The sequence below is a fragment of the Streptomyces sp. NPDC017529 genome (genome assembly GCF_044329785.1).
Classification (GTDB): Bacteria; Actinomycetota; Actinomycetes; order Streptomycetales; family Streptomycetaceae; genus Streptomyces.
On sequence record NZ_JBIRJY010000005.1, the window covers coordinates 568,726 to 588,279 of the forward strand.

General features: G+C 75.2%; 14 protein-coding genes and 1 pseudogene. 4 read left to right on the forward strand and 11 right to left on the reverse strand.

Annotated features, from left to right (window positions below; translation table 11 throughout):
* Positions 1 to 121: 121 nt before the first annotated feature.
* Positions 122 to 1,510 (reverse strand): xylan 1,4-beta-xylosidase, encoded by a 1,389-nt coding sequence (locus tag ACH4K4_RS16410; RefSeq protein ID WP_398167857.1) that lies wholly within the window; start codon positions 1,508 to 1,510, stop codon positions 122 to 124.
* Between the two features lie 160 nt (positions 1,511 to 1,670).
* Between ACH4K4_RS16410 and ACH4K4_RS16415 the strand changes: the two genes are divergently transcribed.
* On the forward strand, positions 1,671 to 2,783 hold the full coding sequence (locus ACH4K4_RS16415) for a DUF5925 domain-containing protein (RefSeq protein ID WP_398167858.1): 1,113 nt from the start codon (positions 1,671 to 1,673) through the stop codon (positions 2,781 to 2,783).
* 6 nt (positions 2,784 to 2,789) lie between these two features.
* Here ACH4K4_RS16415 and ACH4K4_RS16420 read toward each other — a convergent pair.
* From ACH4K4_RS16420 to ACH4K4_RS16430, 3 genes and pseudogenes are all read right to left on the reverse strand, one after another.
* Positions 2,790 to 3,021: pseudogene (locus ACH4K4_RS16420) on the reverse strand (N(G),N(G)-dimethylarginine dimethylaminohydrolase); the annotation flags it as partial.
* Positions 3,022 to 3,046: 25 nt separating this feature from the next.
* Positions 3,047 to 4,159, reverse strand: a complete 1,113-nt coding sequence (locus tag ACH4K4_RS16425) for a serine hydrolase domain-containing protein (protein WP_398167859.1) — start codon at positions 4,157 to 4,159, stop codon at positions 3,047 to 3,049.
* Between the two features lie 66 nt (positions 4,160 to 4,225).
* Positions 4,226 to 4,624 (reverse strand): GntR family transcriptional regulator, encoded by a 399-nt coding sequence (locus ACH4K4_RS16430; protein ID WP_398167861.1) that lies wholly within the window; start codon positions 4,622 to 4,624, stop codon positions 4,226 to 4,228.
* 198 nt (positions 4,625 to 4,822) lie between these two features.
* On the opposite strand from ACH4K4_RS16430, the gene ACH4K4_RS16435 reads away from it, so the two are divergent.
* Positions 4,823 to 5,752: a GNAT family N-acetyltransferase gene (locus ACH4K4_RS16435; RefSeq protein WP_398167862.1), complete on the forward strand. Its 930-nt coding sequence runs from the start codon at positions 4,823 to 4,825 to the stop codon at positions 5,750 to 5,752.
* Here the strand turns inward: ACH4K4_RS16435 and ACH4K4_RS16440 are convergent.
* From ACH4K4_RS16440 to ACH4K4_RS16455, 4 genes are all read right to left on the reverse strand, one after another.
* Entirely contained in the window at positions 5,698 to 6,969 is a 1,272-nt protein-coding gene (locus ACH4K4_RS16440; RefSeq protein WP_398168035.1) for a type III PLP-dependent enzyme, read from the reverse strand. The genes ACH4K4_RS16435 and ACH4K4_RS16440 overlap by 55 nt on opposite strands.
* An 8-nt stretch (positions 6,970 to 6,977) precedes the next feature.
* Positions 6,978 to 8,762 (reverse strand): IucA/IucC family protein, encoded by a 1,785-nt coding sequence (locus tag ACH4K4_RS16445; RefSeq protein WP_398167864.1) that lies wholly within the window; start codon positions 8,760 to 8,762, stop codon positions 6,978 to 6,980.
* A gap of 78 nt (positions 8,763 to 8,840) precedes the next feature.
* Positions 8,841 to 10,655 (reverse strand): IucA/IucC family protein, encoded by a 1,815-nt coding sequence (locus ACH4K4_RS16450; protein WP_398168037.1) that lies wholly within the window; start codon positions 10,653 to 10,655, stop codon positions 8,841 to 8,843.
* A 107-nt stretch (positions 10,656 to 10,762) separates the two neighbouring features.
* Positions 10,763 to 12,034 carry an acetyl-CoA carboxylase biotin carboxylase subunit family protein gene (locus tag ACH4K4_RS16455; RefSeq protein ID WP_398167866.1) on the reverse strand — a complete coding sequence of 424 codons (1,272 nt, stop codon included), beginning with the start codon at positions 12,032 to 12,034 and terminating at the stop codon, positions 10,763 to 10,765.
* A 301-nt stretch (positions 12,035 to 12,335) separates the two neighbouring features.
* Here ACH4K4_RS16455 and ACH4K4_RS16460 point away from each other — a divergent pair, with 301 nt between their 5' ends.
* Positions 12,336 to 13,343, forward strand: a complete 1,008-nt coding sequence (locus ACH4K4_RS16460) for a lytic polysaccharide monooxygenase (RefSeq protein ID WP_398167868.1) — start codon at positions 12,336 to 12,338, stop codon at positions 13,341 to 13,343.
* Between the two features lie 182 nt (positions 13,344 to 13,525).
* Here the strand turns inward: ACH4K4_RS16460 and ACH4K4_RS16465 are convergent, their stop codons facing one another.
* Complete coding sequence (locus ACH4K4_RS16465) at positions 13,526 to 14,068, reverse strand: SRPBCC family protein (RefSeq protein ID WP_398167869.1); 543 nt, start codon at positions 14,066 to 14,068, stop codon at positions 13,526 to 13,528.
* A gap of 118 nt (positions 14,069 to 14,186) precedes the next feature.
* On the opposite strand from ACH4K4_RS16465, the gene ACH4K4_RS16470 reads away from it, so the two are divergent.
* Positions 14,187 to 14,771: a TetR family transcriptional regulator gene (locus ACH4K4_RS16470; protein WP_398167871.1), complete on the forward strand. Its 585-nt coding sequence runs from the start codon at positions 14,187 to 14,189 to the stop codon at positions 14,769 to 14,771.
* A gap of 65 nt (positions 14,772 to 14,836) precedes the next feature.
* Here ACH4K4_RS16470 and ACH4K4_RS16475 read toward each other — a convergent pair whose 3' ends face one another.
* Both ACH4K4_RS16475 and ACH4K4_RS16480 read right to left on the reverse strand, forming a co-directional pair.
* Entirely contained in the window at positions 14,837 to 15,868 is a 1,032-nt protein-coding gene (locus ACH4K4_RS16475) for a DNA polymerase thumb domain-containing protein (protein WP_398167873.1), read from the reverse strand.
* A gap of 47 nt (positions 15,869 to 15,915) precedes the next feature.
* Complete coding sequence (locus ACH4K4_RS16480; RefSeq protein ID WP_398167874.1) at positions 15,916 to 19,458, reverse strand: DNA polymerase III subunit alpha; 3,543 nt, start codon at positions 19,456 to 19,458, stop codon at positions 15,916 to 15,918.
* Positions 19,459 to 19,554: the final 96 nt, after the last annotated feature.

The window sequence follows — 19,554 nt, forward strand, 5'->3', positions numbered from 1 at the left end:
GGCTGTTTTGTGTCCCCCCCCCCCCTTTTGGGGGTTGGGGGGGGGGGGGGGGGGCGGGGGGGGGTGGGGTGGGGGGGGGGGGGGGGGGGGCGGGGGGGGGGCCCCCCCCCGGCCCCGGGCCTCACGACCGCTCAAGCCACCGGATCCCATACGGGTCCAGGGTGATGTCCTGCCCGTCCACCCGCGCCTCGACGGGCCGGCCAAGCGTGTTCACGACCAGGGCGGTCCGGCGGCCGGCCAGGACCCGGAGGCCGGCGCGGTCGCCGGAGGTCACGTCGACGCTCTCGAAGGAGGTGCCGGGCGGGAACGCGCGGGAGAAGCGGGACAGCAGGTCCATCATGGGCAGCTTGCTCCCGCCGCCGGGCAGCTGGGTGCTGCGCCACAGGCAGCCGGGGCAGTCGGCGCCCTCGTTCTGCGGGTTCCAGTAGAAGCCGCTGGTGGCCCCGCCCTCGGCCATGGAGATCAGGGCGCTCGCCTGGACGGCGGTCCGGCGCGGCTCGCTCCAGCCGTTGCGGTCGTCGTTGGCGTCGGCGACCTCGACGTACCACTCCGCCCACCACAGCGGCAGCCCGGTCTTGTGACGCAGCCAGCGCCCGATGTCGGCGAACTTGCGGGTCGCGGCGAACTCGCCGGGCACGTACCGGTCGTCCTTGGTGTAGCTGGACCCGTCGACGACGACGAAGTCCGCGCCCGCCTTGTGCTCGTTCCAGTACTCGACGGCGTCGACGGCGCGCCGGTCGAGGCTGCCCCAGGGGCCCTTCACATCGGAGGCGTAGGTGTCGTCACCGGGCGCGTGGCTGTCCATGACCGCGTACGGGCCGCCCACCTGGTTGTCGGGGTTCACCTTTTTCAATTCCTGGTAAACCAGGTTGTACAGGCGGGTGTACCCCTCGTAGTTCCAGCGGTTCTTGGCCTCGTCGAAAAAGCCCTTCAATTCGTTCCAGACGACGAAATGGCGGATGTCGGGGTAGCGGCGGGCGACGGTGCCGACCAGCTTGGCGAAGTCCTCATAATGCTGCGGACTCGGCGCCTTCTCCAGCGTGCTCCAGTCCGTTTCCCCCGCCTTGCCGCCCTTCATCCAGTCCGGAGCGCAGCACAGCGTCAGGACGGGCGTGCCGCCGGTCCGCCGGATCAGGTCGACGCGGCTGTCCAGCTCCTTGAAGTCATAGCTGCCGGGGCTCGGTTCGGGGTTCTGCGCGCCCCAGCCCATGATGTGCTGGTTCTGCGGCATCGGGTCCGCCGACAGCAGCCGGTCGGCGCCGGCCGTGGCCTCCTTGTTGCCGGTGTCCGCGCTGTACTCGGTGTGCGTGAACCCCCAGCCCACCTCGGCGGCGCGCGAGGAACCCGACCGCGGTCCGCCCCCGTCCTCCGGCGGGAAGCCGCACATCACCAGGGCCATCGCCAGCGCCGCCACGCCCGTCACCAGCAGGGCCGTGCCCCGCCACCGGTTGCGGTACCGCCGGCCGCCCCGCCGTTCCCCACCGTGACGTTCCCCACCATGACGTCCCACAACGGGCCAGCCTAGCCAGCTCCGCGGGCCGGGCGGCCCGTTTCCCGCTAAGTGCCGGGGCCCGCCCGGACCCCGCCGTCTTTCCCCGGGATGCGCAAAGGAGGGGGTTCCGCGGAAATTACGTGTACGCGGCGGCCGGTATTGGCGGATCATGGCTGGCATGTGTGCCGACCACGTCCAGCCGTCCGCCGCCGAGGAGTCCCTTCCGATCCGCCTCAACATGGACGACAGCGACTCGCCGTCCGATGTCGTCGACGCCCTGTTTCTGGGGCGTTTCGCCAGCGGCGAGCAGCCGTACGCGCGCAGCCGCTCGGTGGACCGGGTCAGGGCCGGCCTGACGCTGCTGCCGCCCGGCGCCAAGATCCTGCGCTCCGCGCGCGACGAGGACCGCAGCGCCACCCTCGCCGAGGGCGACGGCTTCACCCTGCTGGTGTCGCGGTGGAACCGCGGCGCGGACGTGACCGTCACGGCCACCACCGACGAGCTGGCCGAGAAGGTGCTGGGCCAGTCGGCCGACGGCGCGGAGGACGAGCCGGAACCGCAGCCGGAGAACGTCGCCATGGGCTTCTGGTACTTCTCCCCCCGGCGCGGCCCGCACCGCACGACCCGGCAGATCTCGGCCGGCACGTGGGACGAGATCCGCCCCAACTACACCGCGCCGGTGGCCGGTGCGCTGGAGCAGCTGATGAAGGTGGCGCCTGAGGAGATCGCCGGGCGGCTGCTGTTGCTGCACGGCCCGCCCGGTACGGGCAAGACCTCCGCGCTGCGCACCCTCGCCCGCTCCTGGCGCGACTGGTGCCAGGTCGACTGCGTCCTGGACCCGGAGCGCCTGTTCAACGACGTCGGCTACCTGATGGACATCGCGATCGGCGAGGACGACGTGGCGGGCAAGGGCCGCTGGCGGCTCCTCCTCCTGGAGGACTGCGACGAGCTGATCCGCGGCGAGGCCAAGCACACGGCGGGACAGGCGCTGTCCCGGCTGCTGAACCTGACGGACGGGCTGCTGGGCCAGGGCCGCAACGTCCTGGTCGGTGTGACGACCAACGAGGACCTGGAGCGGATGCACCCCGCGGTGGTACGTCCGGGCCGCTGCCTGGCCCGCATCGAGGTCGGCCCGCTGACCCGCGCCGAGGCGGTCGGCTGGCTCGGCAGGGAGGAGGGCGTCGGCCGCGACGGCGCGACCCTCGCCGAGCTGTACGCCCTGCGGCGCGGCACCCGCCCCGCCTCGGTGCCGTCCCAGGACCCGGGGGCCGACGCGGGGCTGTACCTGTAGGCGCGTGTACAGCTCCCGCAGCCGCACCGACAGGCACGTCACGCACCCCTGGCAGGCGCCCGCCGCCGAGCAGGACCACGTGCGCCCCGGACTCCTCCGGGACGGCCAGGAAGCGCGGGAAGACGGCGCGCAGTTGGCGTACGCCCTCGGCGTTGGTGCGTCCCCCGCGGCCCACGTACACCGTGTCGCCCACCTTCAGGACGTCGCCGCCGTCCAGGGTGCCGGGCGCCCGTACGCGGACGAGGGCCTTCTTGCCGGTCACGCTATCGCCTCGGCCTGAGGGCCCGGACCCCGTCGTAGGCGGCCGTCCCGACCTCCAGTCCGCGGTTGTCGTCCCCGGGCTCGCGCATCTGGTTCGTCACGTACGCCACCACCGTGCGGGTCGCGGGCTCGATCATGACCAACGAGCCGCCCCAGCCACCCCAGCCGTAGGTGCCGCCGAACAGGCCGTAGCCCAGGCCGTAGCTCATCGGCATGCCCAGGACGCGGTCCTCGCCGCTGAACTGCTCCTCCCACGCACGGTCGCAGCCCGCCTGCGACAGCAGCCGCACACCGCGCACCGTCCCCCCGCACGCCATCACCGACTGCACGAGCGCGACCGAGCGGGCGTTGCCGAAACCACTCGCCGCGGGAATCTGCGCGCGGCGCCAGGCGACGCTGTTCCCGTCGCGGACCCGGATCCCGGTCGCGGCCGCGGAGGCCGCGGCCTTGCCGGGCGCGCTCGCGAGGTAGTCCTCGTCCCGCGACGGCGGCGCGACCGATAAAGCGACCCGGTGGTCGTGCTCGGCGGGCAGCCCGATGTGGAAGTCCGCGCCCAGCGGCCCGGCCACCTCGTCGTCGAGGAACTCGCCCACACCGCGGCCCGTGATCCGGCGCACCACCTCGCCCACGAGGAATCCCTGGGTCAGCGAGTGGTACCCGGCCGCGGTGCCCGGCTCCCACCGCGGAGCCTGCGCGGCGAGCCGTGCCGTGGCGGACGGCCAGTCGTACAGCTCCTCGACCGGCCCGTCCCAGTCGGGCAGGCCCGCCGTGTGCGCGAGCAGGTGCCGCACCAGCACGCCGTCCTTGCCCGCCGCGGCGAACTCCGGCCAGTACCGGGCCACCGGCGCGTCCAGGTCGAGGTCACCGCGGTCGGCCAGGACGAGGGCGCACAGCGCCGTCATCGTCTTGGTGACGGACCACACGCCGGTGATCGTGTCGCGCCGCCACGGGACCGTGCGGTCCGCGTCGGCGCATCCGCCCCAGACATCCACCACCGGCTCGCCGTCCACGAAGACCGCCACCGAGGCGCCCGCGTCCCCGGCGTCCAGCAACCCGGCTAGCACGCCGGGTACCGCGGAGAAGAGATCGTCGTACGAACCCTGAATCTCGGCCATACGCGAACCTAGACCGCGCCGCACCGCCCCCGTCAACCGGGTTTCCGGCGCGGCACGCGTGCTCCGTCAGGCGTCCTCGCCATAGGTGGCGCGCAGGGCGTCCGTGACGGCTGCGAGGGCGGCGGTGTGGTCCAGGCCGAGCCGGCGGGCGCGCCGCGCGTAGGTGTCGGCGGCGGCCGCGGCTTCCTTGTCGGCGGCCTCGCCGGCCGCCGCGATGAAGGTGCCGTTGCGCCCGCGGGTCTCGATCACGCCGTCCGTCTCCAGGGCGCGGTAGGCCTTGGCCACGGTGTTGGCGGCCAGCCCGAGCTGTTCGGCGAGGCCGCGTACGGTGGGCAGTTTGCGGCCGACAGGCAGGCCGCCGGCGCGGGCCTGGCCGGCGATCTGGGCGCGGACCTGTTCGAACGGCGCGTCCGCCGCGTCCGGGTCGATGGTCAGCCGCAGGGGCGGCGCTTGCTGGACGGCCACGGTGGCTCTCCTGGTACGAGGGCTGCGGGGGACGCGAGGGGTGGGTCGCACCCATTGTGCGCCAGGGGCGCCCGCCGTGTCCGCAGGGTCTGCCCGCGTCACGCCGCGGCACGGGGCGTGCGCCGGGTCGCGCGCCCGGCCCGCGCTCCCCCGATATTCGGAGGCGGCGCGCAACCGCCGGGCGTACCGTGCTCGCTGATGACCGTCACCGTGCGCCCCTTCCACCGCTCCGACGCCAGAGACGTCTGTGACGTACGGCGCCGCGCGCTGCCTTACGCGATCTCCACCCCGCAGTCCGTCGCCTGGGAAGTCGCCGAGGCGCCCGCCGCCCGGCAGTTGCGGGTGTTCGTCGCCGAGGCGGCCGGCCGTGTCGTCGGCGTGGCGAAGGCCTCCGTCCGGCACGACAGCAGTACGCCGGGGCAGGGCGTCGTCGTGCCCCTGGTGGACCCGGCCCACTGCGGGCGGGGCATCGGCAGCGCCCTGCTGGCCGCCGCCGAGGACCACCTGACCGGTCTGGGCACCACCCGCCTCCACGCCTACGCCCATGACGACCCCGGCTCGCTGGCCTTCGCCGAACGCCGCGGCTACCGCCGCCTGCGGCAGGGCCACTACCTCCGTCTCGACCTCGCCCGCGCCGCGCTGCCGCCGCTGCCCGACGCCCTGCCGCCCGGGGTGGAGCTGCGCACCGCCGCCGACTTCGGCGCCGACCCCCGCCCGCTGTTCGAGGCGGACGCCGAGGCGACGGCCGACGAGCCGGACGACCTGACCGTGGACGCGATGACCTACGAGGACTGGATCATCCAGTTCTGGGAACATCCGGACACCGACCTGGACCTGACCACGGTGGTGACCGTGGGCGGCGAGGTCGCCGCGTTCAGCGTGGCCAGGACGGACGGGCAGGGCCGCTACGGGTCGGAGGGGACCGGCACCCGCCGCGCCCACCGCGGCCGCGGGCTGGCCAAACTGGCCAAGGCCGCCTCCCTGCGCCGCGCCCGCGACGCGGGCTGCACGGAGGCGTTCACGAGCAACGACGCCGCCAACGCCCCCATGCTCGCCATCAACACCGCGTTCGGCTACCGCCGCTTCGCCGGCGACTGGCACTGCGCGCGCGAACCGGCGGACGGCTGACGGTCCTCGCCGTCCGCGGTGCCGTCGGGCCCGCCCACGTAGTGGAACCCCGGCTCCGGGTGCATCAGGAAGTCGTGGTGGGAGATGTTCCAGGCGTACGCGCCGGCCAGGGCGAACGCGACCCGGTCGCCGGCGCGCAGGTGGGCCACCGGGACCTGGCGGGCCAGTACGTCCTTCGGGGTGCACAGCTGTCCGGCGAGGGTGACCGGCCGGCCGTGCGCGCCCGGCCGCGGCCAGGGTCTGGTCCACTCGTCGACGGGCAGCACGACGAAGGGGTGGTCGTGGCCCTTGGCGGCCGGGGTGCGCAGGTGGTGGGTGCCGCCGCGCAGTACGGCGAATGCCTCGCCGTGGCTGTGTTTGACGTCCAGTACCTCGGTGACGTACCAGCCGCAGTACGCGGTCAGCGCCCGGCCCGGTTCGATGCGCAGGGTGAACTCGGGGTAGCGGTCGGCCAGGTCGGCGAGGCCGGTGCCGTATGCCGCCCAGTCGAAGCGGGTGTGCGGGCGTTCGTAGTCGACCGCCATGCCGCCGCCCAGGCCGACTTCGCACAGGGAGTGGCCGTGCCGAGCGGCGAAGTGCCGGGCCCAGTCGGTGATGCGGGCGGCGAGGGCCAGTTGGGCGGGCGCGTCCAGGCCGCTGGCCAGGTGTGCGTGGATGCCGCGCAGCCGCAGCGGGCCGTCGCAGAGCAGCGGCAGGCAGTGCTCGGCGCGGGCGGGGTCGAGGCCGAAGGGGGTGGCCCGGCCGCCCATGGCGAGGGCGGCGCCCGCCGTGGCCGCCGCGCCGAGTGGCAGGTTGACGCGGAGCAGGACGTCCGCGCGCCGGCCGGCTTCGGAGGCGAGCGCGGTGAGCATCCGGAGTTCGTGCTCGCTTTCTATGTGGAACCGCTCCACGCCCAGGTCCAGGGCCGACCGCAGCTCCGCCTCGGTCTTCCCCGGCCCGCCGAACGCCAGGGGCAGCGCGGGCACGGCCGCGCGCACGTGTGCGGCCTCGCCTCCCGAGGAGACCTCGCAGCCGTCGGCGTACGGGGCCAGCGCCCGCAGCAGGCGCGGGTCGGGGTTGGCCTTGGCGGCGTAGTACAGCTCGACGCGCGGCGGCAGGGCGGCGCGTACGGCGGCCGCGTGGGCGGCGAGGTCGGCCAGGTCGTAGACGTAGGCGGGCAGTGCTCCGCCGGGGCCGGGGCGGTCGGCCGCGAGGGTGTCGAGGTGGCGTGCGGCCAGCTCCGTGATCACGTCGTACTCCGGGGGCGGGAGGCGGCGGCCCGGGGGCCGGGGAGGAGGCGGGACGCGGCCGGGCCGCCGGCCACCGTACCGTCCGGCGCGCCGGGGCCGACCGGCGAGGCGATCCGTACGTATCCCGCCTCCCGGTCCGCCGCGCGCCCCCACCGGGTCAGCAGGTTGGCCTTGGCGGGCAGCGGCGCGCCGGCCAGCAGGGCGCGCAGTTCCGCCGGTTCGCCGTGCGCGGCGCTGCGCTCGCGGAGCACTCCGCGTACGGCGCGCCACAGCTCGCCTTCGAGCGCCGGGTGCCGGTCGGCGAGGGCGGCGGCCGTTTCGGACAGGTGGTTGACGAGGAGGCAGTAGACGACCCGGTCCCAGCCGCGCCCGGGTGGGTACACGAGGGGGTGCGCCACCTCCGGCGGCAGTCCGGCGAGGAACGCGGCGTGCGGTTCCGGCAGCAGTTTGGTGCCCTCCAGGTCGCGGAAGAGGACCTGTACGGGGGTGCCGGCGGCGTCCACGCCGAGCACGACGTTCTGCAGGTGCGGTTCGAGGACGACGCCGTGGTCGAAGTAGGCGGCCAGTACGGGCGGTACGAGCAGCGAGAGGTACGCGTCCCACCAGCCCAGCGCCGCCACCGGCCCCGCGCCGCGCAGCAGCTCGCCGACCTGGGCGTCGCTGGCCGGGTGTTCGTCGGCGACGGCGGCGGCCAGCAGCGGGGTGGTCCCGGGCCGCAGCCGTGCCCCCAGCCCTTCCCGCACGATGACGCCGAGCCCTTCGGCCAGTTCCCGGTCGCCCGTGTCCACGGTGCGGTATCCGGGTTCGCGCAGCAGGTCGCAGCCGGGGAAGCGGGCGGCGAGCGCGGTGGCGGCCGGTTCCAGGTGGCGGGTGAGGGCGACGGCGCCGCGCAGTTCGTAGTCGGCGTTCTTGCGTACGCAGTTGGTGATCCGGACGTCGAGGCTGAACTTGAGGAAGTCCCGGCCGTCGTAGAGCGTGCGGACGGACGCGGTGGGCGCGAAGTGCGCGCCGCGCTCCCCCAGGTCCAGCACGTCCCCGCGCCGCACGGCGGCCCGGAGGGCGGGGTGGTCGCGGAGCATGGCGTACTGCCAGGGGTGCGCGGGCAGCAGCCGGTACCCGTCGGGCACGTCGCCCTGCCGGTCCAGCGCCGCCAGCGCGCCGGGCGATGCGGTCTCCTGGCGTACCAGGCCGGCGCGCACGGCCAGGTGGCGCAGCGGGAAGCGGGCCCCGGCCTCGGGTGCGTACCGGGCCCAGTCCTCGGCGCTGCCGGTGCGGGACTTGGGCGTGGGGTGGAACCGGTGGCCGAACAGCAGTGACTGTTCCGAGCGCAGGTAGCGGGCGTCGGCGCCGGTGCCGGTGCCGCCGGGCGGGTGCCCGGGGCCGGCGGCGCGGCGCAGGCCGGCGGTGACGCCGGCGTGGCTCGACGCGACCTGCGCGCGGAATTCCTCGTTCCGCACTCCGGTGCGCAGTTCCAGCTCGCGCTGCGCGCAGTCGGCCAGTTCCCGCCAGCCCAGTTCGCGCCAGCCGCCGCCGCTCCACCGCCCGGCGGGGCCGCGGAAGCGGTGGGCCCCGGTCAGCGAGGTGCGGCGCAGTCCGACGCGGAGCAGTTCGCCGCAGCGCGGCAGCCGCAGCAGCAGGTGCGCGCCGTCCACGGCGGTCTGCTGTTCCGGTCCGCAGATCTCCCGCAGCAGGCAGTTGAGCAGGGTGTGCGCGACGGGCTCGTCGGCCGAGAGCGGGACCGTACGGTCCGCGTCGGCCGTGCGGGTGGGGGCGAGGGGCATGCGGGGACTCCAGCGAGGGGACGAAGGGGGAGGGCGCGGCCCGGCGCGGAACGCGGGACCGGCGGGGCCCGGAGGCCGTCAGCGGCCCGGCGCCAGGTAGTTCGGGCCGGTGACGTAGTGCTTGTTGACGTCCGTCGCGCCGGACCGCCGCTTCGTGAGCAGGCTGCCGGCGGTGACCATGGCTTTGACGGGGAGCCTGCGGGCGTCCAGGACGCGGGCGCGCAGCACGGCGGCGGCCGCTCCGGGCGCGCCGTCCAGCCGGTCGACGGCCTCCGCCAGCCGGGCTCTGAGCTGCCCGAGCAGCACCGGCAGCGGCGCGCGGCCGAGCCGGGCCAGTTCGAAGGCGAGGGCACCGGCGCACAGGTGGACGGTGATGGTGGCGAAGACGTCCGCCACCGGGCCGTCGCTGCCCACCAGGATGCGCCGGTCGTCGAATCCGCACAGGTCGGCGGCGTCCCCGCCCAGCACGGCGGCCAGCCGTACGGCGTTCACCCGCGGCCCGTCGTTGTCCTTGAGCAGCAGGCGCAGACGGGGGTGCCCGGCGACCTCGTCCAGGACGACCGAGGTGTTCTGCTGGTGCGACTCCAGTGCGATGCCGTACGCGAAGAGGGTGGTGTGCCAGTCCAGGAGGAGGGTCAGGTAAGCGTCCAGGAAGGCGTACAGGTCACCGCCGTAGAAGCGGCGGGCGAGGTCGTCGGCGACCAGGGAGCCGTCCGGCATCCGGGCCGCGAGCGCGGCCACCGGCACCACCCGCGCGCCTCTCAGGCCGCTCGACCCGCGCAGGCCGCGCAGGCTCCGCGCCCCGTTCAGCCCGTCGGCGCCCCCGCACGCGGCCGTGGCGCCGCCGCTTCCCTTGGGGTAGCGGCGCACCAGGGCGGCCAGCAGGTCGTGCCCGGCGTCCAGGTGGGTGGCCTCGTCGGCGAGGAGCACGGTCTCGGCGAAGCGCGGGTGGCGGGCGACGACGGCTTCCAGCAGCCGCTGGCCCACCGCGCCGTCCACGAGCGTGCCGGGTTTCATGCCGCGCCGGTTGAGGCGGCCCAGGGTGGCGGTGGCGAGCGGGAGTTTGAGGTGGGTGTACGGGTCGTCGGCGACGGCGACGGTCCGCATCGACAGAGTGGGCCGCACCCGCAGCCACGCGCGTCCCGCGAGGTGCGCGCCGCCTTCGAGGCCGCGGTCGCGCAGCGCTCCGGCCAGCGGTCCGTCCGCGGTGAGCGGGTGGACGGGCAGGGCGAGGTGGCTGCCGTCCAGCCGGGGCAGCCCCAGGTCCCCGGGGGCGGGCCACCAGCGGGGCAGCGCCGCCGGGTCGCCGTTGACGTGCTCGTGTGGGAGGGCCAGCCAGCGCAGCGCGAAGCCGGGCGCGAACTCCGGCGCGTAGGCGCGGATCTGGGCCTCCTCCAGGCCGAGGCGGGCCCGGCCCGCGGGGTACACGGGGTGGTCGCGGTAGGCGGCGAGCGTGTCGTAGTCCAGGGCGCCGCCGGGGCCGCACCAGGCCCGGTCGCCGTCGCCGGTGCCGTACGCGCCGCCGCCCGCGTGCGGGCCGAGCCGGCCGACCACCGCCGCGCGCTCCGCCGCCTGCATCCGGGCCGTGGCCAGGGCCTGGCGGCACTCGCCGGTGAAGGCGTCGAAGCCCGGCAGGTCCTCGGGCGCCACGGCGGTGCGCAGCAGCCCCAGCACTCCGTCGATGCCCACCGCGCGTGTGCCGTCGGGGCGTTCCAGCTCTCCCGTACGGGCGGCGATCTCGCACTGGAAGCCGTCGGCCTCGACCGGGAGCAGCGCCGGGCCCTCCGGGAGGCGCAGCCGCAGCCAGTCCCCGTCGGCCCTGCGCAGCGGCCCGGCCCGGCGGCGCAGCCCGTACGCGTCCTCGCGCAGCAGCGCGCTCAGCACGCGCCGCATCAGTTCCGCTTCGGGGTCCTCCGGGCGGCCGGGGTACCCGTCCCTCGGGCCGGCGCCCGGCACCGTGCCCGGCACCGCGCCCGGCACCCCGTCACCCGTCACCGCCGTCACGGCACGATCTCCCAACAGTGGGCGGCCAGGAACTCCCGTACGGCCGCGTCGATCCGTTCCTCGTCGCGGCCGGTCGCCCGCAGCACCCCGAGGAAGTCGCGGTTGGTGCCGTACAGGGGGTGCCGCTCGCCGGCCTCCCGTAAGGGCCGGTAGTCCAGGCGGACGCCACCCGCCTCCCGTACCTGCGCCTCCGGCGCCGCCTTGAGCACTCCGCCGCGGTCGGCACACACGTACTCCATCCGCACCCGGACGCCGCGCCGCGCGCCGAGGTGGTCCGGCAGCGGTTCCCCCAGGTGCGTGCGGAGGATCAGTTCGAAGAGCGGCAGGTCCAGGGCTTCCGCGAGGGCGAGGTCGCACCGGTCGCCGACGGCGCGGTAGTTGACCTCGATGAGCCGGGCCCGGCCGCCCTGGTCCACGTATTCGGTGTGACAGGCGCCGAAGCCGACGCCGAGCGCGCGCAGTTGCGCCAGCACCTGCTCCGTGCAGGGCTGCGGCGGTGCGGGGAGCAGGCGCAGCCGCTCCTCGATGAAGTGCGGGGGCGGCGAGACGTCCGTACGGAAGGCGGCGAGCGGGTGCAGCGTGTGCCCGTCGCCGAGGGTTTCCAGGGTGTGCAGCGCGCCGTCCAGGTACTCCTCCACGACCAGCGCGGCGCCGGGCCGCCTGGCCCTGATCTCGCGGCACCTGGCGGCGAGTTCCGCGTCGTCCGCGACCAGGAGGACGTCCTCGCTCGCGACCCCCTCGCGCGGCTTGACGACGCAGGGGTACGGGACGCCGTGGCCGGCCGGGTCGTCGTCCGGTGCCAGTTCGGCGGAGGTGACGGTGTCCAGTCCGGCGGCGGCCAGGCTCCGGCGCAGCTCGGCCTTGTTCTTCGTACGGAACGCCGCCCGCCAATCCTTGCCGGGCAGCCCGAAGTAGTCGGCGGCCAGCGCGGCCTGGACCTGGAGGTGGTCGCTGTTGGTGAAGACGGCGGCGGGCGTGCCGGAGCGCTTGCCGCGCGCGGAGATCCGCGCGATCACCTCGCGGACGTCCGGCACGTCGCAGGGCACGATCTCCGGCCGCGCTCCGGCGGGCGGCCCGCCCGCGTGCCGCCCGTCCGCATACCGCTCGTACGCCTGCCGGTGGGCGTCCGGCTGATCGGTCAGCAGCGTCACGGCGAGGCCGAGGCGGGCCGCGGCCGGCAGGAAGCCCTCCGTCACGGAGTCGGTGGGGTTGCGGGCGAGGAGGACCAGGCCCGCGCAGGCGTCGTTCGGGGTTGCGGCTCCGTTCACATCCCGAACATTAGGTTAGGCATACCTAACTCTGTCAACTCGCGCCGCGTCGCCGCCCCGTGGCCCCTCCCGGCACTCCGGACCGCGCGTCCCGCGACCCCACCACGCGCCCTTCCCGCCCCGTCCCGCACCCGGGCTTAACCCCTCCTCAGATCTCCCTTAACGGCGCCATAAAGATCGCCCCCAACCGGCTTCCGGCCGCAAAAACGCTGCTCAGCGGGGCTAGCGTGCTGATCGCACCGCCGGGCCCGAGCGCTCCGGCCGGTGCCGCTCCCCCTGACCGACGAAGGAGACCCCCACGATGACCGCTCGCCGCAAGGCCGCCGGGATCGCGCTGACCGGCATCGCGCCGCTGGTGCTCACCGCGCTCACCGCGACCCCGGCCGTCGCCCACGGCTCGATGACCGACCCGGTCAGCCGGATCTCCGCCTGCTTCGCCGAGGGCCCCGAGCACCCGAAGTCCGCCGCCTGCAAGGCGATGGTCGCGGCCGGCGGCACGCAGGCCCTCTACGACTGGAACGGCGTACGGGACGGCAACGCGGGCGGCCAGTCCAGGAAGCGCATCCCGGACGGCAAGCTGTGCAGCGCCAACAGCCCCGAGTACAAGGGCCTGGACCTGGCGCGGGCCGACTGGCCGTCCACGAAGCTGAAGGCGGGCGACCACACCTTCCGGTACAAGGCGACCGCCCCGCACCGAGGCTCCTTCGAGCTGTACATCACCAAGGACGGCTACGACCCCGCCAAGCCGCTCAAGTGGTCCGACCTGGAGGCCAAGCCGTTCGCCAAGGTCACCAACCCGAAGCTGACGGGCGGCGACTACGTCTTCGGCGGCAAGGTGCCCGCCAAGTCGGGACGCCACCTGATCTACAGCATCTGGCAGCGCTCGGACAGCCCCGAGGCGTTCTACACGTGCTCCGACGTCGTCTTCGGCAAGGGCGGTACGGGCCGGGGCGCCGCGGGCCCGTCCGCCGCCGCCCCGAGCGACCGGCAGATCGCCGCGGACGCCGCCAAGTCGACCATCGACCACGGGGGCCACGGCGGTGACGCGGTCGCACCCGCGGCCGGCGGCCACGCCGAGGCCCACGGCGACGGCACCGCCGGCAACGCCGCACGCCCCAACGGCGGCGCCGCCGAGGAGGCCGTCACCAGGCAGGCCGGCAACCAGCAGGCCGCCGGCGACCTGCTCGCCGAGACCGGCGGCGACGGCTCGACCGCGCCGATCGCCGTCGGCGGCGCGGCCGTCCTGGCGCTGGGCGCCGCGGTCGTGTTCGCCACCACGCGCCGCAAGGCGGCCCGTCAGCGCGGCTGACCCGCGCCCCTGTTCCCCACACTCCCCCCACGCACCACCCCCCACACTGGCGCCGCCGTCCCCTTTCCTTCACCTCAGGGGACGGCGGCGCCGCCCTGCGCGCCCCGCCCCGCGCCGCACTCCCCTGTGGTGCGGCGTGGCAGCGGGCAGACGCGCCCGGCCGTGGTGCTTCCCCCGTCGTGTCACCTCTCAGCGGCCGGCGGCATGGCGGAGATTCCCGTTCCGGCAGAGGAATTCGGGGAATTCCCGCTCAGGCGGCGCAGCAGGCGTACGTACGGGCTCCAGCGCGCGGGGCGCACGACCGTTCCCGTACAGGCGAGTTCGGCGCGGTCCAGACTGTCCTCCAGTACCGCGTCGTGCAGCGGCCGGTAGGCCAGCGGCCAGGTCAGCCGGGCCCGGCCGTGGGCCCGCATCGCCAGGGTGTGCCGCAGCACCGACCGCTGCTCACCGAGGGCGTGCGCGGTGTACTCGTGGAAGCCGTCGAATCCGCGCGGCCCGCTGAAGGTGAAGCGCACCCAGGCGCCCGGGACGTAGGCGGTCACCGTGTAGCGGACCGGGCCGTGGCCGCCTGCCGCACCTTCGCGGAGGGGGCCGTCGAACCGCATCGGCGGCCAGTCGCGGCCCGGCCACAGCGGGTCGTGCGCGCTCGCCAGGCTGTCGATCAGCGCGCCGGCCGTGCACCGCGGCACCGGCAGTTCACGCTCGTGCACATTGAAGATCCCCATATCCGTCCACCTTCGAGGAGAGCGGGTCACGGCAGGGCACGCCCCGGTCCGCTCCCGTGGGGACGGAAGCGTTTTGGAGAGAGCCCTCCAATACGTTTCAGAGGCTACCCTCCAGAACATGGCCAGACCACCACTCTTCGACACGACCCTGCTCCTGGACGCCGCCGTACGGCTGGCCGCCGAGGCGGGACCGGCCGCAGTGACCATGTCGGCGGTGGCCGCGGCCGTCGGCGCGCCGAGCGGTTCGCTCTACCACCGCTTCGCCGGGCGGCCGGCCCTCCTGGCCGAGGTGTGGCTGCGTACGGTCGAACGCTTCCAGGAGGGGTACTTCGCGGCACTGCGGTCGGCACCGGACCCGCGGGCCGCGGGCGCGGCGGCGGCCCGGCATGTCGTCGCGTGGAGCCGTGCCCACCCGCAGGAAGCGGCGCTCCTCCTGTACGGGGCACGGGACTTCGGCCGGGACGGCTGGCCTGCCGCGTACGCCGAACGGGCCGACCGGGGACACCGGCGGGTACGCGAGGCGGTGGAGTCCCTGGCGCGGGACTTGGGCGCGCGCGCCCCGCAGGACACCGAACGCGTCTCCCTCGCGGTCATCGACGTACCGCTGTCGCTCGTACGCCGGCATCTGCGCGGCGGCACCCCGCTGCCCGCCCATGCGGAAGACCTCGCCGAAGAGTGCACGCTCGCGCTACTGGCGGGCTGAGGCGCGAGCCGCACAGCCAAGGGAGCCGAAGGTCCCGACACCCCGCCGGAGGCACTGGAGGAGCACTACGGCCCGCGGTACGCGGAGCGGCTGTACGGCTGGGCCAGCTTCGCCGCGGGCCGGGCCGCCTCCTCGCCGAAGCGGGCCCGCGCCCGGTCCACGGCGGCCTCGATGCGGCGCGCCTTGTCCTCGGCGGGGTCGAACGTCAGCTGCCGGCTGGCGAGTTCGGCGTGGCACAGGTCCTCGGCGCGCAGCGCCACGGACCGTACGCGGGCCCGTTGCAGGCCGAGCGCCGCGTGCAGCGCGTACGCCGCGTCGGTCAGCGCGGGCCCGTGCGCGGTCGGTTCGGGCAGCCGGCGGGTGCGCGTCGTGGTGGAGCGGTCGGCATAGCGGACGGTGAGGGTCAGCGCGCGGGCCGCACGGGCGCTGCCGCGCAGCCGGGCCCCGAGGTCGTCCGCGAGCGAGAGCAGTGCGCGCCGCCGCCGGTCCTGGTCCAGTTCGTCGTGCGCGAAGCGGTGTTCGGCGCCGATCGAGCGCGCGGTGGCGTTCGGGGTGACCGGCGCCGGGTCGATCCCGCGGGCCTTGTCGTACACCGCCCGGCCGGTCTTCGCGCCGAGGATGCGCTGGAGGGTCGCGGGCGGCGCGGCGGCGATCCGGCCGACGCTGTCCAGCCCGTACGCGCACAGGGCGCGCGCGGTCGCCGGCCCGACGCCGTGCAGCGCGGCGGCCGGTTTGCGGTCGAGGAAGGCGGCGACGGCGGCGGCTTCCCCCGGCACCCGGCGCACCTCGCCGGGTGCCGCGCCCTGCGCGGCCATCCGCGCGAGCAGCGGGTTGCCGGCGATGCCGATGGTGCACCGCACGCCGTACCAGGCCAGCGCCCGCAGCCGGATCAGTTCGGCGATGCCGGCGGCGTCCCGTTCGAAGTAGCGCAGCGCCCCCCGCACGTCGGCGAGCGCGGCGTCCGGCGGCAGCGCCTCGATCACCGGTGTGAACTGCCCCAGCAGACGCAGGAGTTGTTCGTAGGTCTCCTCGCCGGGCGGAGCGCCCCGGCCCTCGTCCGCGCCGCCTCCGGCGGCGCGGAACCGTACGTACAGCATCTCGGGAGGCGTTCCGTCCCTCCCTGCGCCCGTCCTGCCGGTGCCGGTCATCCCGCGCTCCCCGGGCTGGAGTGCCACAGCTTGCGTCCGGTGGCGGCGCCTTCGCCCGCCGGCCGGAGGTCGGCCCAGGGGTGCATCTCGTAGCCGGTCTCCAGCCGGATGGTGCGGCCGTCCGCCGGTCCGGGCGGGGCCACCGCCCTGCCCCCTTCCGCGAGACGCGCCGTGACCGCCTCCAAGCCGCCTTCGCGCCGCAGTTCGGCCAGTTCGGCGAGGTTCCAGGCGGCGGCGCCGACCACGCTGAAGCTGCGCGGTCCGCGCCGCTGGACCGTACCGCGTACGAGCAGCAGCCAGGAGTGGAAGACGGTGTGCGCGCACGTCTCGTGCGAATCGTCGAAGAAGGCGCAGTCGACCAGGCCCGTGCTGTCGTCGAGGGTGGTGAAGACGACCCGGCGCCCCGAGCGGATCGGCGGGGTCTGGGTGGCCGCCTTGGCCCCGGCGACCAGCACCGTCTCCCCGTGCTCGGCGTCGCCCAGCCGCTTGGCGGGCAGCGCCCCCAGCTCCGCGAGGAACTCCCGGTGGTCGCTCATCAGGTGCCGGGTGGTGTCCATGCCGAGGACGCCCAGTTCGGCGCTGAGCTTTTCGACGTCGGTCAGGTCGGGCAGCCCGGCCGGTTCGACCGCCTCGACGTGCGCGGCGGCGCCGTCCCCCGCGTCCAGGGGCAGCTGCCCCTCCGCCACGCCCCGCTGCCGGCCGTGCAGTTCGGCGAGGTGCAGCAGCAGGTCGCGGCGGTTGGCGCCGAAGGCGTCCAGCGCGCCCACGCGGGCGAGGCGTTCGGCCACCGGGCGGCTGGGCCGGGCCCGCTGCCACAGGTCGGGGAGCGAGGTGTACGGCTGTCCTTCCTCGATGCGCCGCGCCTCGGCCTCGCTCATGCCGTGCACGTCGGCCAGGGCGAGCCGCAGGCCCCATACCGCCGGACCACCCCTATCAGACACCAGTTCGATTCGATGGGTGGCCGCCGACCGGTTCACGTCCAGCGGCAGCACCGGCACCCCCCGCCGCCGCGCGTCCGCCAGCAGCAGCCGCTTCGGGTACATCCCCGGGTCGTGGGTGAGCAGCCCGGCGTAGAAGGCCGCCGGGTGGTGCGCCTTGAGCCAGGCGGACTGGTACGTCGGCACCGCGAAGGCGACCGCGTGCGCCTTGCAGAAGCCGTACGAGCCGAACGCCTCGACGATCTCCCAGGTGCGTTCGACCACCTCGGGCGTGTACCCCCGCCGGCCGGCCCGCTCCGTGAACCAGGCCCGCACCTGCCCCTGTATCTCCGGCTTCGACAGCGCGCGCCGCTTCTCGTCCGCCTCGCCCCGGTCGCAGCCGGTCATGATCCGCAGAATCTCGATGATCTGCTCGTGGAAGACGACCACGCCGTAGGTCTCGCTCAGCGGCCCCTCCAGGTCCGGGTGCGGGTAGCGGGCGGGGCTGCGGCCGTGCCGGGCCTCGATGAAGGGCCGCACCATGTCGGCCGAGACCGGCCCGGGGCGGAACAGCGAGATGTCGACCACCAGGTCGTGGAAGGTGGCGGGCTGGAGCCTGCCGACCAGGTCGCGCTGGCCGGGCGACTCGATCTGGAAGCAGCCGAGCGTCTCGGTGGAGCGGATCAGGCCGTACGTGGCGGGGTCGCCGGGCGGCACCTGCGCCGGGTCGTCGAGGTCGACGGCGCGGCCGGCGGCGCGGCCGATCTCGGCGGTCGCGTGCGCCATCGCGGACTGCATCCGTACGCCCAGCACGTCCAGCTTGAGCAGCCCCATCTCCTCCACGTCCTCCTTGTCGAACTGCGACATCGGCAGCGGGGAGCCGCCCGCGCCATCGCGGTGCGGGATCTCGCCGCGGGTCGGTACGACGGGGGTGCGGTCCAGCAGCGAGGCGTCCGAGAGCAGCACCCCGCACGGGTGCATGGCGATGCCGCGCGGCAGGGCGTCCAGCACCTCCACCAGGTCCCACATCGGCCCGTACTTCTCCGCGTGCACGCCGCGCAGCTCCGGCAGTTCGGCGAGTGCCGCGCGGGCGTCGCGCGCCCGGATGTGCGGGAAGGACTTGGCCAGCCGGTCCACCTCGGCCGGGTCCATGCCCAGGGCGGCGCCGACGTCCCGTACGGCGTGCCGGACCCGGTAGGTCTCGGGCATGGCGACGGTGGCGACCCGCTCGGTGCCGAACCGGTCGAAGATCGCGCGGTAGACCTCCAGGCGGCGCGCGGACTCCACGTCGATGTCGATGTCGGGCAGCACCGCGCGGCGCTTGGACAGGAAGCGCTCCATCAGCAGGTGCTGTTCGACCGGGTCGGCGTGCGCGATGCCCAGCAGGTGGTTGACGAGCGAGCCCGCGCCGGAGCCGCGCGCGGTGACCCGGATGCCCAGGTCCCGGGTGTCCTCGACGACCCGGGCGACGGTCAGGAAGTACGAGGCGAAGCCGTGGTGTTCGATGATGTCCAGTTCGTGGTCCATCCGCTCCCAGTACTTACGGCGCCGGTCGTAGCCGCGCAGCACCATCCCGGCGGCGCAGCGCGAGCGCAGCACCCGCCCGGCCGTGCGGCGCGCGGCGCCGACCAGGCGCGGTTCGGGGAAGTGGACGGTACCCAGCCCGATGTCGTCCTCCGGGTCGACCCGGCAGTGCGCGGCCGTCTCCTCGGTCATCTCCAGCAGCCGCTGGGCGGTGCCGCGCCCGAGGCCGGCCGCCTCGGCGATCCGCTCGGCGGCGCGGGCCATCGCGTTCGCGTCCTTGAGCCACCGTTCACCGCCGTCCCGGGCCTCCGGGCGGTGCCGGTCCACGGGCACCAGGCGGCGGGCGGAGTCCAGGACGTCGGCGACCGGGCCCTGGCCGGGATCGGCGTAGCGGACGGCGTTGGCCAGGACGGCGCGGACGCCGTGTTCGACGGCGAAGCCGAGGGTGCGGGCGGCGAGGCGCAGCGAGCCGGGTCCTGTACCGGTGCGGCCGTGGTCGACGACTTCCAGGCGCAGCGCGTCACCGAACAGTTCGCGCCAGGGGGCGAGGAGCCGGGCGGCGCGGTCGGGGCGGCCGGCGGCCAGCGCGCGGCCGGTCTCGGAGTCGGGCCCGAGCAGGACGGTGACCGCGTCCGGCGCTCCGGCGCGCACCGCTTCCGTGAGGGCGGCCCAGGTCAGTACGGGCTTGGCGGAGTCCCCCGGCAGGGTGGCCGCGTGCGCGGCCGAGACCAGGCGGCAGAGCATGGCCCAGCCGGCCGCGCCGTCCCGGGCGAGGAAGACGGCGCGGGCCGCCGACTCGTCGACGAACGCGCCGCCGCGCACCGGGCCGCGCCGCCGGGCCGCCCCCGGGGTGGCGCCCGGGACCGTACGGCCGTCCTCGGGCGGGGCCACCGCCAGTTCGGTGCCGAACAGCGGGCGGACGCCGGCCCGCGCCGCGGCCTTGGCGAAGCGGACGGCTCCGGCCAAGCCGTCCCGGTCGGTCAGCGCGAGAGCGTCCATGCCGCGTTCGGCGGCGCGCTCGGCAAGCCGTTCCGGGTGGGCGGCGCCGTACCGCAGGGAGAACCCCGAGGCGGTGTGCAGATGCGTGAACCGTGGCATCCGCGCCTCCTGCCGCTCGTACACCCCCTGACCGTTGCTGCGTCCCCCGTCGCGGTTCCACCATAACTCTTTTCTCGAACAACCGTACGAAAATCG

Excerpts from the sequence above, each read along its gene's own strand:
- ACH4K4_RS16480 (WP_398167874.1), bottom strand. The coding sequence starts at position 19,458 with ATGCCACGGTTCACGCATCTGCACACCGCCTCGGGGTTCTCCCTGCGG.
- ACH4K4_RS16465 (WP_398167869.1), bottom strand. The coding sequence starts at position 14,068 with ATGGGGATCTTCAATGTGCACGAGCGTGAACTGCCGGTGCCGCGGTGC.
- ACH4K4_RS16460 (WP_398167868.1), top strand. The coding sequence starts at position 12,336 with ATGACCGCTCGCCGCAAGGCCGCCGGGATCGCGCTGACCGGCATCGCG.
- ACH4K4_RS16450 (WP_398168037.1), bottom strand. The coding sequence starts at position 10,655 with ATGCGGCGCGTGCTGAGCGCGCTGCTGCGCGAGGACGCGTACGGGCTG.
- ACH4K4_RS16415 (WP_398167858.1), top strand. The coding sequence starts at position 1,671 with ATGTGTGCCGACCACGTCCAGCCGTCCGCCGCCGAGGAGTCCCTTCCG.
- ACH4K4_RS16425 (WP_398167859.1), bottom strand. The coding sequence starts at position 4,159 with ATGGCCGAGATTCAGGGTTCGTACGACGATCTCTTCTCCGCGGTACCC.
- ACH4K4_RS16475 (WP_398167873.1), bottom strand. The coding sequence starts at position 15,868 with ATGCTGTACGTACGGTTCCGCGCCGCCGGAGGCGGCGCGGACGAGGGC.
- ACH4K4_RS16435 (WP_398167862.1), top strand. The coding sequence starts at position 4,823 with ATGACCGTCACCGTGCGCCCCTTCCACCGCTCCGACGCCAGAGACGTC.
- ACH4K4_RS16445 (WP_398167864.1), bottom strand. The coding sequence starts at position 8,762 with ATGCCCCTCGCCCCCACCCGCACGGCCGACGCGGACCGTACGGTCCCG.
- ACH4K4_RS16470 (WP_398167871.1), top strand. The coding sequence starts at position 14,187 with ATGGCCAGACCACCACTCTTCGACACGACCCTGCTCCTGGACGCCGCC.